The 12,621-nt window shown below is 55.6% G+C and carries 14 protein-coding genes; 9 read left to right on the forward strand and 5 right to left on the reverse strand.

Annotation, left to right across the window (positions count from 1 at the left end; translation table 11 throughout):
- Positions 1-3 precede the first annotated feature (3 nt).
- The 5 genes from JOE25_RS19855 to JOE25_RS19875 all read left to right on the forward strand — a co-directional run bounded on the left by JOE25_RS19855 (position 4) and on the right by JOE25_RS19875 (position 4,654).
- The gene (locus JOE25_RS19855; RefSeq protein ID WP_209638158.1) at positions 4-1,074 is read left to right on the forward strand and encodes a YncE family protein; all 1,071 of its coding nucleotides are present in this window, start codon (positions 4-6) and stop codon (positions 1,072-1,074) included.
- A gap of 8 nt (positions 1,075-1,082) precedes the next feature.
- Entirely contained in the window at positions 1,083-3,254 is a 2,172-nt protein-coding gene (locus JOE25_RS19860; protein WP_209638160.1) for a TonB-dependent siderophore receptor, read from the forward strand.
- Between the two features lie 133 nt (positions 3,255-3,387).
- Positions 3,388-3,867 (forward strand): tetratricopeptide repeat protein, encoded by a 480-nt coding sequence (locus JOE25_RS19865; protein WP_209638163.1) that lies wholly within the window; start codon positions 3,388-3,390, stop codon positions 3,865-3,867.
- An 11-nt stretch (positions 3,868-3,878) separates the two neighbouring features.
- Positions 3,879-4,310: a GNAT family N-acetyltransferase gene (locus JOE25_RS19870; RefSeq protein ID WP_209638165.1), complete on the forward strand. Its 432-nt coding sequence runs from the start codon at positions 3,879-3,881 to the stop codon at positions 4,308-4,310.
- A gap of 23 nt (positions 4,311-4,333) precedes the next feature.
- The gene (locus JOE25_RS19875; RefSeq protein WP_209638167.1) at positions 4,334-4,654 is read left to right on the forward strand and encodes an isochorismate lyase; all 321 of its coding nucleotides are present in this window, start codon (positions 4,334-4,336) and stop codon (positions 4,652-4,654) included.
- Positions 4,655-4,757: 103 nt separating this feature from the next.
- On the opposite strand, the gene JOE25_RS19880 is transcribed toward JOE25_RS19875, so the two are convergent.
- Positions 4,758-5,183 carry a GNAT family N-acetyltransferase gene (locus JOE25_RS19880; RefSeq protein ID WP_209638169.1) on the reverse strand — a complete coding sequence of 142 codons (426 nt, stop codon included), beginning with the start codon at positions 5,181-5,183 and terminating at the stop codon, positions 4,758-4,760.
- Positions 5,184-5,414: 231 nt separating this feature from the next.
- Here JOE25_RS19880 and JOE25_RS19885 point away from each other — a divergent pair, with 231 nt between their 5' ends.
- Genes JOE25_RS19885 through JOE25_RS19900 form a run of 4 tightly spaced genes read left to right on the forward strand, consistent with a single transcriptional unit; the run spans position 5,415 to position 7,763 of the window.
- Complete coding sequence (locus JOE25_RS19885) at positions 5,415-5,780, forward strand: ArsC family reductase (protein WP_209638171.1); 366 nt, start codon at positions 5,415-5,417, stop codon at positions 5,778-5,780.
- Entirely contained in the window at positions 5,777-6,904 is a 1,128-nt protein-coding gene (gene dapE / locus JOE25_RS19890; RefSeq protein WP_209638173.1) for a succinyl-diaminopimelate desuccinylase, read from the forward strand. The genes JOE25_RS19885 and dapE overlap by 4 nt, the downstream gene beginning before the upstream one ends.
- Positions 6,901-7,575, forward strand: a complete 675-nt coding sequence (locus tag JOE25_RS19895; RefSeq protein ID WP_209638176.1) for a M15 family metallopeptidase — start codon at positions 6,901-6,903, stop codon at positions 7,573-7,575. The genes dapE and JOE25_RS19895 overlap by 4 nt, the downstream gene beginning before the upstream one ends.
- Before the next feature lie 2 nt (positions 7,576-7,577).
- Entirely contained in the window at positions 7,578-7,763 is a 186-nt protein-coding gene (locus JOE25_RS19900) for a YpfN family protein (protein ID WP_209638178.1), read from the forward strand.
- A gap of 28 nt (positions 7,764-7,791) precedes the next feature.
- On the opposite strand, the gene ypfH is transcribed toward JOE25_RS19900, so the two are convergent.
- The 4 genes from ypfH to purC all read right to left on the reverse strand — a co-directional run bounded on the left by ypfH (position 7,792) and on the right by purC (position 12,455).
- On the reverse strand, positions 7,792-8,481 hold the full coding sequence (ypfH, locus tag JOE25_RS19905) for an esterase (RefSeq protein ID WP_209638180.1): 690 nt from the start codon (positions 8,479-8,481) through the stop codon (positions 7,792-7,794).
- Between the two features lie 116 nt (positions 8,482-8,597).
- Complete coding sequence (locus JOE25_RS19910; RefSeq protein WP_209638576.1) at positions 8,598-10,586, reverse strand: GNAT family N-acetyltransferase; 1,989 nt, start codon at positions 10,584-10,586, stop codon at positions 8,598-8,600.
- Between the two features lie 124 nt (positions 10,587-10,710).
- Positions 10,711-11,577, reverse strand: a complete 867-nt coding sequence (locus JOE25_RS19915; RefSeq protein WP_209638181.1) for a neutral zinc metallopeptidase — start codon at positions 11,575-11,577, stop codon at positions 10,711-10,713.
- A 164-nt stretch (positions 11,578-11,741) separates the two neighbouring features.
- Positions 11,742-12,455 carry a phosphoribosylaminoimidazolesuccinocarboxamide synthase gene (gene purC / locus JOE25_RS19920; protein WP_004951825.1) on the reverse strand — a complete coding sequence of 238 codons (714 nt, stop codon included), beginning with the start codon at positions 12,453-12,455 and terminating at the stop codon, positions 11,742-11,744.
- Positions 12,456-12,621 lie beyond the last annotated feature (166 nt).

Below are 12,621 nucleotides of genomic sequence, written 5' to 3' on the forward strand. Positions count from 1 at the left end.
TATATGAAGATGCACCTATCCGCTTCAGGTAAAGGTTTCTCCCTCAGCGCACTGGCTTCCGCCATGCTGCTGCTGTCTTGTTCAACGCTGGCCGCTGACCTTCCCGAGAGCCAATTCCAAACCCAGCCTATCGGGCATGGCCTGTATGAACTGGCTTTTGATGGCACCAGCAACACCCTGTTTGCCGCCTCTACGCCCTCCTTCGCCAAAGAAAAAAACGGCGGTATTGTCTTTAAAGTCAACCCGTCCACGCTGGCAACCGACGCCAATATCGCCACCCAACGTCGCGCCTTCGCCACCGCCCTCGATGAGCAACGCCACCTGTTGTACATCGGTAACACCGTCGACGGCTCGGTCACGGTTATCGATACCCAGAGCGGTAAAGAACTCGCGACCATCCAGCTCAGTGAAGGCATGAAAGAAGACCAATTCGTCCCAACGCGTGAAATGGTGCTGGATAAGAAAAATCAGCGATTGTATGTCTCCGGCACGTCACAGAAAGGCGTGCTGTGGATCATCGATACCGCCAAGCGGGAAAAAATTGCGACGCTGAGCAACATGGGTGAATACCCAACCGGCATTGCGCTGGATACTGAACGCGGCCATCTCTATTGCGTCAACGGCAGCGGCGAACTGATTACGCTGGATACCACCAGCCATAAGATCCTTAAACGCGTCGTGGTTGAACCGAGTAAAAAACACTTCTTCCTCAACATCGGCCTCGATACTAAAACGGGGCGCGCCTTCATCACCGATCCAGACCTGCCAAACGTGCTGGTTGTTGATATCGACAGCGGCAAAATCCTGCACCAGATTGACGTGATCAACGCGCTGGCGGTGTTATTTAACCCGATACGCAGCGAGCTTTACATCACCCACCGCGAAGCCAAACGCATCAGCATCGTCGACAGCAATAGCTACCGGGTGAAAAACAGCATCACGACCCGCGCATTGCCTAACAGCCTGGCGCTCTCTTCCGACGGCCAGCAGTTGTTCGCCAGCATCAAGCAGTCCAAGGAAGAGATGGAGAAAAAGCAGGATTACCTGCTCAAGATTAACCTCGGCGGACTGTGAGGCAGGAAATGGCTAGTTTTATGATTCGCCTTTCCGGCGGTGCATTGCTGTGCCTACCGGTCATGATTGCACAGGCCGCAGGCAACGAGCAGACTCCCCGGCCGCAGAAAGAAGAAACCCTGGAGGTGGTGGCTTCGCCGTTTAGCGATGACGGCAGTACCGAAAATACCGGTTCCTATACCACCCACCAAATGAGCACCGCAACCGGCCTGCCGCTAAGCATCAAGGATACGCCACAGTCGGTTTCGGTCATCACTCGTCAACAGATTGATGATATCAATGCGTATTCGCTAAAGGATATTCTGCGCTGGTCAACGGGCGTCAGTGAAAGCAATTACGATAGCGAACGCTCCTCGTTCAACTACCGCGGTTTTAGCGTCGATAACTATCAATATGACGGTGTTCCCACCTTCTTTGATTCCGGTTATTCCGGCGGTGAATCTGAAATTGATTCGATCACGCTGGATCACGTGGAAATCGTCAGAGGTGCCGCCGGTTTGTTAAACGGTGTCGGTAATCCGGGTGCAGCCATCAATTTGGTCAGAAAGAAAGCCTCCAGCCTTTCTCCTTTTGCCCGCGCCGAGCTTTCTGCCGGCTCTTGGGATCACTACCGCACGACGATAGATGCCGGTACACCGCTCAATGATGAAGGTACCGTCAGGGTACGCGTCGCGGCTGCTGCCGACCGCAGCCATTCTTATATGGAACGGCATCAGGAACGCAAGGGGGTGATTTACGGCACGCTGGAAGCCGATCTGACCAGCGAAACATTGCTGCGACTGGGTGCGGATTATCAGCAAAACCGGCCTAAAGCCTCAACCTGGGGCGGTGCCTTGCCAACCGGCTGGTTCAGCGACGGTAGCGAAATCAACTGGGATCGTCACTACAGTGGGGCATCTGACTGGTCAAGTTGGGATACCACGCTGAGTACTCAGTTCGCCACGTTGGAACACCAGTTCGACAACAACTGGAAAGGCGTAGCGAACTACACCCACAGTCGCCAGGCCTTCGATGCCAAAATGGCAATGAGTCTCGGCGGGCTGATCGCTCCCGATACCTGGGCGGTAAAACCCTCAAGCCCGTATGCCGGGCGCTATGAAGGCTACCGCGATCAGCATGCGATAGACATGAAGCTGAACGGTGACTTCACCCTGTTGGGCCGTAACCACACCTTTGTGGTAGGCAGTTCCTCAGCCTGGCAACACAGCTACAGCACCTATCGCAGCGCCAGCACCTCCCGGCTATTTAGCGGCAGCCTGCGTGATTGGAACGGCGGTCTGGGTGAACCCGAGTGGTCGGACAAAATGCCGCAAATGGATTACCGGACGCGCCAAATCGGGATTTATAGCAGTGCTGACTTCTCCGTTACGGAACGCTTGGATCTGGTACTCGGTGCCCGCTTCAACAGCTTCAAAAACACCACCACCACCACGGCAAACAAAGTGACGCCATTCGCTGGCACGGTGTATAAGCTGACCGATCAGGTATCTGCCTATGTCAGCTACACCAATATATTTAAGGATCAGACCTATCTCGACAGCAGCGGCCATTACCTGGCCCCGATTGAAGGGGTAAATAAGGAAGTGGGCATCAAAGCCGCGCTGCTCAATGACCGACTCAATCTGTCGCTGTCTGCCTTCCGCATCACGCAGGACAACCTGGGCGTGCAGGATGAAGACACGAGTAATCTGGATTGGTTACAGCAGACCTATCATGAGAGCCAAGGGGCGACCAGCAAAGGGTTCGAGTTCGAACTGAACGGTGAACTGGCGCAAGGCTGGAATGCACAGCTAGGCATTACGCACTTCACGCTGAAAGACAAAGATAACGTTAATCTCAACACCGAGCAGCCGCGCACCCACATCAACCTGTTCACCACCTACCAACTGACTGGCGCCTTACGCGACCTGACTCTGGGCGGGGGCGCACGCTGGCAGAGTCGCATTTATGCCAACGTTGACGGGGCCAAAAACGGCGAAATGGTCCAGCGTAAAGCCGAGCAAGGATCTTATGTTCTGGTCGATGCGATGGCACGTTACAAACTGACGCCACAAACCTCGGTGCAACTTAACCTGAACAACGTTTTCGATCAGAAATATTACTCGCAGGCTAATTTCTACAGCACCCGCAACTATGGCGATCCGCGCAACGTCATGCTGACGCTCAAACACGAGTTCTGATCGTCTTTCTCCATAAACGGCCCCGGATAACGGGGCCGATTTTATGCCAACGCCTATATTCCTTGTGTGATGAATTCTTCCGTAGTAGCGTGCCAAAGGTATCAAAAAACCCCCACGTCTCTGAGGCCATGTCATGTCCCCTACGCTGACCATCGAACAATTGAAAGAATTGGGCCGTTACCAAGAAGCCACCGAACTTGCGAAACAACAACTTTTGCAAAAGCCGGAAGAAGCCACCCTGCACTACCAACTGGCATGTCTGTATGACGTACAAGGGCTTGAGCAGCAGGCCATTCCTTGTTATCTCTCGGCGCTGGCGCACAGGTTGCCGCCAAAGCAACGGCAAGAAGCCTGGCTTGGCCTGGGCAGCACCTATCGCGCGCTTGGGCTGTATCAGCAATCGCTGACGACTTTCGACGACGGACTCGCCGAATTCCCGCAGGCGAAAGAATTGACCCTGTTCCGCGCCATGACGCTGTACAACCTGGGTGAAACCAAACAGGCTGTAGCAGACCTGTTGCTGTTGCTGGCGGAAACGTCTTCATACAGCGATATCAGCAGTTACCAACGGGCAATCCGCCAATATGCCGCCGATCTGGATCGCATTGGCTAAGCGAGGTCGATATGGAGATAGTCACCGACCCAAACCGTTATGGCGTCGACTGGCAGCAGTTAGCTGAACTCTTGCACGCTGCGGGATTGGGCCAACGAGACCCGCAAGTCCTGCAACGGATTTATCAGCACAGCCAATTTTGCTATTGGGGCTACTACGATGGCAGGTTGGTCGCCACCGCACATGCGATAAGTGATATGACCTCCGTTGCCTATCTGGCCGATGTGGCTCTCCATCCTGACGTTCAGGGACGGGGATGGGGGCGGCTATTGATGGATCGGGTGATGCAGGATTTGGCACCGCTCGGAAAGGTGTTTATCTACTCGGTGCCCGACAAGCTGGATTTCTACAAAAAATACCACTTTCGTGAGCTGACCACCGGCATGGTTTATGCCGACAGCGCGTCATTGGAACGCCTGCAACAGAATGGCTACCTGCGTTGAACAAACCTTAAGGGAACACCTCAATGAACATTGAGAACCGTCTGCTTCCGCAAGAGTGTGCGGATATGAACGATATTCGCGCAGAAATAGATATGATGGATGAAAACATCATCACGCTGATCGCCAAACGTTTCGACTACGTAAAGGCAGCGGCAAAATTCAAGACCAGTCCCGATGCGGTGCGCGCCAAAGAGCGCTTTGACGCCATGCTGTTGCAAAGACGCGTCTGGGCCGAAGAACAAGGTTTGAGCCCGGAAGTGATAGAAAAACTGTATCGCGATCTCGTCACTTACTTTATCAACGAAGAGATGAAGCATTGGTCCAAGGACCAGGACAAAAAGTGAATGCAACGGGGTTTTCTCCCTCATCGACCACGAATGGCCGATGGTGAAAAAAAGTCTGGGTTATCAATTGCGGCAGCTCAGACCATAGCCTTGACCAGAAAAACTACAGCGCCTTCATCATAAAGATACGATGGGTGCCCGCCGGCAGGCAGGGCACTTCACCAAAGCGCGTCCAGCCATTCAGCTCATAAAATTTCGGTGCCTGGAAACTGAGGGTGTATAACACCGCAGAAACACATCCCCTGCTCCGCCCTTCCCGTTCAAAACGACGCAGCAGTTCGCTGCCCAGCCCCGAACCTCTCAGCGATTTTGGCAGATAAAACAGATCTAAAAACAGCATGCCCAGTGATGAACGTCCGGTGATCCCACCCAACACCGCTCCGCTCACGGAATCTCTCACCACCACGGCCAGCGGGCGTCGGTCGTTGCTACCCGTGATCTCATCGTTGTACTGATTCAAACCCTCAGCGATCAGCGCGTGTATTTCATCAATCGCGCTTTCGGTGATGTCGATACGATATTTATCCATGCTTTTCTTCTTGTGCAGGCAGACTGGGTACCACATTGAGATTAGCAAATAATCCGCCGCGGTAAATTCGGCCGGTGTTTTTTCAGCTTTTCCTCGCCTTTCAGACCATTGGACGGTGGAACTCCCCGCCATTTTTCGGCATTCTGGTCGCTGGCTTTCATTTCACCGCCACCGGCGGTTTACCACCGGCCACACGCGCCGGTGTTGGGTTGCAGAGAAGGTTCTTACTCCATGACGTTAACCATGTACGGCATCAAAAATTGTGACACCATCAAAAAAGCGCGCCGCTGGCTGGAAGAACAGGGTGTGGCTTATCAATTTCACGACTACCGCGCAGACGGGCTGGACGAACAGCAGTTGCGTGGTTTTGTCGATATTTTGGGCTGGGAGCCGCTGCTGAATACCCGCGGCACCACCTGGCGCAAACTGGACGAAGCGCAGCGTAACGCCTGCGACAATCCCGATGCAGCCATCGCGCTGATGCTGTCCCAACCGGCCATCATCAAGCGTCCGTTGCTGGTCGACGGCAAAGGTCATGCTCTGCTCGGCTTCAACGCCGAGGGTTATCAGCAATTTATTTCCGAGGTGGCAGCATGATTTGCCCGGTGATCGAACTGGCCCAACAGCTGATCAAACGCCCTTCTCTCAGCCCACATGACGAAGGCTGCCAGGCGCTAATGATTGAACGTCTCGAAGCCATCGGTTTTACCGTTGAGCCCATGCCTTTCGGCGACACCCTGAATTTCTGGGCCTGGCGCGGCGAGGGGCAAACCCTGGCGTTTGCCGGCCACACTGACGTGGTGCCGACCGGCGACGAAAAACGCTGGGACAACCCGCCATTTGAACCGACCATCCGCGACGGTATGCTGTATGGCCGCGGCGCGGCGGACATGAAAGGTTCACTGGCGGCCATGGTAGTTGCAGCCGAACGCTTTGTCGCGGCTAACCCGCACCATCAGGGGCGTCTGGCATTCCTGATCACCTCTGATGAAGAGGCCAGCGCTACGCACGGCACGGTGAAAGTGGTAGAAGCCCTGATGGCACGCAACGAGCGCCTTGATTACTGCCTGGTTGGCGAGCCGTCCAGCACCGAACGCGTCGGCGACGTGGTGAAAAACGGCCGCCGCGGCTCAATCACCGCTAACCTGCACATTCACGGCATTCAGGGCCACGTCGCCTACCCGCACCTGGCGGATAACCCAGTACATCGTGCCATGCCGGCGCTTAATGAACTGGTGGCCATTGAGTGGGACCACGGCAATGAATTCTTCCCGCCAACCAGTATGCAGATCGCCAACGTGCAGGCCGGCACGGGCAGCAACAACGTGATCCCAGGCGAGATGTTCGTCCAGTTCAACTTCCGTTTCAGCACCGAATCGACTGACGCCACGATCAAACAACGCGTAGAAGAGTTGCTCGAACGCCATCAGCTGAACTACAGCATCGAATGGCGTCTGTCGGGTCACCCTTTCCTGACCGCGCGCGGGGCGTTGGTAGACGCGGTGGTGAATGCCGTCGAACACTATTCCGAACTGACACCGCAATTGCTGACCACTGGCGGAACCTCCGACGGCCGCTTTATCGCCCAAATGGGCGCGCAGGTGGTTGAGTTGGGGCCAGTCAATGCGACTATCCATAAAGTTAACGAATGTGTACACGCGGCTGACCTACAATTACTGAGTCGCATGTATCAACGCATCATGGAGCAATTAGTCGCATGATCACGCCAGAAATGCTGACTGGGCGCTCGACTGACCACCTGGCGCCGCTTAGCGGTCACCACCGCCTGCAACCCGCAGCGGTCGCGGCGTTCCTTGCCATGCAACAGGCGGCGCTCGAAGCCGGGTTTACTCTACAGCCCGCCAGCACATTTCGTGATTTTGAACGGCAACAGGCGATCTGGAATGGCAAATTCTGCGGCGAGCGGCCAGTATTAGATAAGGACAGTCGGCCTATCAACATCACGCCGCTGTCCGCGGCAGAACGTTGCGAGGCGATCTTACGCTGGTCGGCTTTACCGGGCGCCAGCCGCCATCACTGGGGCAGCGATCTGGACGTTTACGATCCCTCTCTGTTGCCCGCTGGGCAGAAGTTGCAACTGGAACCCTGGGAATACGAACAAGGCGGCTACTTTTATCCACTCAACCAGTGGATGACGGATCATATGGCCGAATTTGGCTTTTACCGTCCGTTCACCGAAGAGGGTGACGGCGTGGCGGTGGAGCCTTGGCATTTGAGCTACCGCCCACTGGCGCGCGAGGCTGAACATTTGCTGACGCCAGCACTGTTGCTGGCAGCCTGGAAAGATAAGGACGTTGCCGGTGCAGCATGGCTTGAAGAGCATCTGCCATCGATATTTTCGCGTTTTATACGCACTGAAGGAAAGGAGTAAATATGGAATGGTTAGCTGACTATTGGTGGGTAATCTTACTGATTCTCGTCGGGATGATCATCAGTGGGATCAAAGAGCTACGTCGCGTTGACGTCAAACGCTATCTGGCCGATAAACCGGAACTCCCCCCTCACCGCGATAACAACGCCGAGTGGGATGATGAAGACGATTGGCCGAAGAAAAAATGATATCAGGGCGCGTAATGCGCCCTGACGTTTACTTGAAGGCGATTAAATCGCCCCGCTTACCAAACAAAGCCTCTTCCCAGTAACGTTGTGGCACGTAATAGTGCAGTCGTTCGAGGGCGCTATTCATCATCGCCTGATTAATGGCATGCCCAACGTCATCCACGACATCCAACGTGACGTCGACGCCCTTGGCCTGCAGCCGTTCTGCCGCCGCCCTGGCGTGCTGCACTGCAATTACCGCATCTTGTTCACCGTGGATCAAATGTACCACGCTCTCACCCAATGCCTGCTCCGGCAAGCTGGCAAAACGCCCACTGAAAGCCACCACGCGGCCGGCAAGTTTTGGTTCTACCTTCAAGGCTTCCAGCGCCATGATTGATCCTTGAGAAAAACCTATCAGCGCGGTGCCCGCATCATTTACGCCACTGTGTTTCTGCCAGTAACGTACGGTTTCGACAAACTGCGGCATGACGTCTGCGATGCGCTCGGCGCGGTTATCTTCCGTCACACCCTGTACCGAAAACCACTGGCGACCACTGCCGTTCCCGAAGGGGAAAGGGCCGCCGATGCTCACCACCAACGCCTGCGGAAAATCCTTGGCGAAGTAACTGCCAATCTCACCCATCGCGACCGGGGTGTCGCCGACACCGTGAAACAGCAGGATCAGCTGCGCAGCCGGGGTTGCCGGGCTTTGGACAACGAAATGCTCATGTTTCATCGGTGACTCCTTCATTCATCAGATTCTGCCCAGTACCCAATGTCCGGGTTTCTGCCAGCTACTATACGCCGCTGAGGAATCAGGAAAATCGGGTTTTATTGAGCAACATCTTCAATTTATTCCAACGATTGAGACCAGTCGTGCCAACGCAGGCAGTGCTGTGCATCGAGCTGTTCGAGGGCCAAACCCGCCTCTTGCCGCCAACGACGCAACAAGGCTTTCTGTCCGCTGCAACCCAGCTGTACCACGCAGGCTATTGGCGTTGCTTGTTGCTGCAAATGCAGACGCAAAGCGGGCAGCGGTAAGGTGCTGGCTAACAATAAACGCTGTAGCGCGCCCAGACTGGCCTCGAGTGGCCGGTGGGCGAAAGCAAACCCGGCCAGCTCGCGCCAGTCGTCCTCACCCAGTTGTGTATCACCATCATCACCGGTGATCTCCAGTTGCAGATTGATACGTGGCTGCAACCAGCGCCAATCACGTGCAAGATGCTTATGGGCCGCATGTTGCAGCGCTTCACCCTGTTCGGTTAACGGCAGGATCGCCATGGCGGTGTAGCAACCGCTGCTGGCCTCCGTTTTGCTACCGATGCGTACCAGCTCAAAACCACAGGATTGCCAAAATCGCCACAGCGGCTCGGTGTAACCAAAACTGACCGAAAGGTAATCCAGCCCCTGCGCTTGCTGGCGTTGCTCCGCTATCATGCGGCGAGCAATGCCCTGCTGGCGTAATGCAGGTAACACCGCAATGCGGGTAATACGCCGTGAACGCAACGTCGGTGCCCACCACTGCCCGCCATGCGCCGCCAGCGATTGTGCCACCAGATTGCCGCGTGGCCGCCGTCGCCCCGCCCAGACGTCATGAGCCAGCTCGGCGCTCAATCCGCCTTCCTCTACCAGCCACAGTGCACCGACGACGTTGTCCTCCACCTGCGCCATGCCGAAATGCATGCCGGGGGCATCCATCAGCCGCCGTAAATCGAGCGGCGAGGTGCGATAGTGGGCACTGCTCAATAAGGCATAAAAACGTGCCAGCCGTTGGGGCTCGGCACACAACCCGCGTTGTTCGGCACTGCTGATACTGACCGCCTCCCCTGAGGCCTGCCAGGGGGATTGCTCGGTGAACAGTAACGCGTTATCTATTACGCGCTCCAACGCATCACCGCGAGCCCAACGCATCGGCTGTTCCAACCCCAATGGCTGAAACGCAGGAAGCCCAGCACAAAACTTCAGTAAAAAACCACGGCCGGTGCCTTCATAACCCTGAACCGTGGTGGTCAGCAAAACGCGGGAGAAATGGCTCACCAGGCGTTGCAATAACGGTCCGGGGATCGCCGCCGCTTCATCCACCAGCAACCAACCTACGTCGCTGACATCATGTTCACGGCAATGGGCCAGCAGCGCGTCCGGCGCCCAAAATTGAGCACGGCCCTGCGCCCATTCACCGGCGACTTCGGTGGCAGCACGGCTCGGCCCGGTAATCCAACAGGTGAGTGGCGTATTCGCCACCAGCATGCCCGCCACCGTTGATTTACCGCGCCCACGTGCCGCCGTCAGTACCCAAATGCCTGATTCGGCGCCCAACAATTGCGTCAGCAACCTTTGTTGTTCCGTGGTAGGGCGACCATTCGGGGCATGCCAGTCCGGGCGTGACGGCAAGGGGGCCAGTGCCAGCGCCTCTTCCTGTCGCCAGACCGTTACCTCAGTGTCTGACACCAAGTGCTGTTGCAGATGATGAATAAAGTTTGGGGTCGTGATCGGTTGTGGGCAATCGCTCCAGCGCAGGCTGTCATGATCCGGCTGCTGATGCCACTGTCGCCAGGATGGCGTCAATAACAGTAACCAGCTGCCGGCACGTAACGTACCGGCTAATGCTGCCAGCGCTTCAACATCCAAACCGGCTGTTGCGTCAAAGGTCGCGTGCAACCTCTCTTGGCCCAACAGCGTTTTCACCGCGCTACTCGCCAACGCCTGCACGCCCGCGGGCGGGTTTTCCCCCACCCACGGCCAGTCACCCGGTAGCGTCGCTGCCAGGTGTTGCGCCTGCTGGCGGCACCATTGCGGTTCGCCACTGAGCACCAGCAGGCGCCTGATGCCCTGCTGCTGCATACGTTGCTGCATTGCCTGTAACAAGGCGGTGTCCCTTATTTACGACGGTGCCACGTCCACAGGTGGGACATAGCCTGATACTCAGACTTAAAAAAATGCCGGAGTCAGGCTCCGGCATAGCATGTTAACGTGATGCGAAGGTGTTGCAGGTGTTAGGATCGCCGCTGTCAAAACCCTGCTTAAACCAGGTATAACGCTGCTGTGAGGTACCGTGGGTGAAACTGTCCGGTACAACACGTCCTTGCCCCTGCTGCTGCAAACGATCATCGCCAATCGCCTGTGCGGCGTTCAACGCCGACTGCAAATCACCCTCTTCCAACATCTGTTGCTTCTCGGCATATTTGCCCCAGACACCGGCAAAACAGTCCGCCTGCAGTTCCATCTTCACCGACAGGCGATTCACTTCCGCCTGGCTGGCGCCCTGTTGCATCTGACGTACTTTTGCTTCAATGCCCAGCAGGTTTTGTACATGGTGGCCGACTTCATGCGCCACCACATAGGCCTGCGCAAAGTCACCGCCGGCACCCAGTTTAGTTTTCATATCCTGATAGAACGACAAATCGATATACACGGTTTTGTCACCCGGGCAATAAAACGGCCCCATTGCCGCCTGGCCCGTACCACAACTGGTGCGCGTTACGCCGCGATACATGACCAGTTTAGGCGGCTGGTAGGTTTTCCCCATACGTTGGAAAACGTCTTTCCAGTTATCTTCGGTAGAGGCCAGCACCACCGAGGTAAACTTGGCCAGCTCATCGTCTTTTGGACTGATGCTGGCACTCTGTTGTTGAGTTTGCGGGCCCACGTCACCGCCATTGAGCAACGGCGAAAGATCGACACCGTAATAACCGGCCACCAGCACCACCACTAAAATGACGATACCGCCTTTGCCGCGAGGCACACGGAAACCGCCACCACCGCCACCCAGACCTGAAGACTGCCCGCGACGATCCTCAACATTGTCACTTTCCCGACGCCCTTGCCAACGCATAAGTAAACTCCAGATTAGGTTTTTGTCATGTTACGTTGATCATTATAAATGCTCAGCGGCAGGGGAAATGTAGAATTTTTCTGGAAATGCAGGCAAAACGGCGCAGACGACGAGAAAATGAAGGGAATGACGGGGCCAGATGACCCCGTTTGCAGCGAAAACCCTTAGTCGAGTTTGACGCCAATGCGGCGAGCCACTTCTTCGTAGGCTTCGATCAAACCACCCAGGCTCTGACGGAAGCGGTCTTTGTCCATCTTGTCCAGGGTGTTCTTGTCCCACAGGCGGCTGCCGTCTGGCGAGAACTCATCGCCCAGCACGACTTCACCGTTGAACAGACCGAACTCCAGTTTGAAGTCGACCAGGATCAGACCCGCATCGTCAAACAGCTTGCTCAGCACGTCGTTTGCCTTGTAGCTCAGCTCACGCATGCGTGCCAGGTGCTCTTTGTTCACCCAACCGAAGGTTTCACAATAGGATTCATTGACCATTGGATCGTGCATCGCATCGTTTTTCAGAAACAGGTCGAACAGGGGCGGATTCAACACCAGGCCTTCTTCAATGCCCAGACGCTTCACCAAAGAACCGGCGGCACGGTTACGGATCACACACTCTACCGGCACCATGTCCAACTTTTTCACCAGCACTTCATTGTCTGACAGCAGGCGTTCCATCTGCGTCGGGATGCCAGCTTCTTCCAGTTTGCTCATGATGAAATGGTTGAACTTGTTGTTCACCATGCCTTTGCGATCGAACTGCTCAATACGCTGACCATCCAGTGCTGACGTATCGTTGCGGAATTCCAACACCAGCAGGTCGGGGTTTTCGGTGGTGTAGACGGTTTTTGCCTTTCCGCGATACAGCTCAGCTATTTTTTGCATCTCACTTACTCCAAAAAAATTTTTAAAAACGCTTCAACACACAGGCGTGATATACCCAAGATAATTGGAGTTACAGCAAGGCGGCAAGGGCAGGAGTCCCCGGGAGCTTACTCAAGTAAGTGACCGGGGTGAGTGCACGCAGCCAACACAGCTGTAGCTTCAAGAA

Source organism: Serratia sp. PL17 (genome assembly GCF_017832355.1).
Classification (GTDB): Bacteria; Pseudomonadota; Gammaproteobacteria; order Enterobacterales; family Enterobacteriaceae; genus Serratia.

Coding starts and splice junctions, on each gene's coding strand:
- JOE25_RS19855 (WP_209638158.1), top strand. CDS start 4: ATGAAGATGCACCTATCCGCTTCAGGTAAAGGTTTCTCCCTCAGCGCA.
- JOE25_RS19860 (WP_209638160.1), top strand. CDS start 1,083: ATGGCTAGTTTTATGATTCGCCTTTCCGGCGGTGCATTGCTGTGCCTA.
- JOE25_RS19865 (WP_209638163.1), top strand. CDS start 3,388: ATGTCCCCTACGCTGACCATCGAACAATTGAAAGAATTGGGCCGTTAC.
- JOE25_RS19870 (WP_209638165.1), top strand. CDS start 3,879: ATGGAGATAGTCACCGACCCAAACCGTTATGGCGTCGACTGGCAGCAG.
- JOE25_RS19875 (WP_209638167.1), top strand. CDS start 4,334: ATGAACATTGAGAACCGTCTGCTTCCGCAAGAGTGTGCGGATATGAAC.
- JOE25_RS19880 (WP_209638169.1), bottom strand. CDS start 5,183: ATGGATAAATATCGTATCGACATCACCGAAAGCGCGATTGATGAAATA.
- JOE25_RS19885 (WP_209638171.1), top strand. CDS start 5,415: ATGACGTTAACCATGTACGGCATCAAAAATTGTGACACCATCAAAAAA.
- dapE (WP_209638173.1), top strand. CDS start 5,777: ATGATTTGCCCGGTGATCGAACTGGCCCAACAGCTGATCAAACGCCCT.
- JOE25_RS19895 (WP_209638176.1), top strand. CDS start 6,901: ATGATCACGCCAGAAATGCTGACTGGGCGCTCGACTGACCACCTGGCG.
- JOE25_RS19900 (WP_209638178.1), top strand. CDS start 7,578: ATGGAATGGTTAGCTGACTATTGGTGGGTAATCTTACTGATTCTCGTC.
- ypfH (WP_209638180.1), bottom strand. CDS start 8,481: ATGAAACATGAGCATTTCGTTGTCCAAAGCCCGGCAACCCCGGCTGCG.
- JOE25_RS19910 (WP_209638576.1), bottom strand. CDS start 10,586: ATGCAGCAGCAGGGCATCAGGCGCCTGCTGGTGCTCAGTGGCGAACCG.
- JOE25_RS19915 (WP_209638181.1), bottom strand. CDS start 11,577: ATGCGTTGGCAAGGGCGTCGGGAAAGTGACAATGTTGAGGATCGTCGC.
- purC (WP_004951825.1), bottom strand. CDS start 12,455: ATGCAAAAAATAGCTGAGCTGTATCGCGGAAAGGCAAAAACCGTCTAC.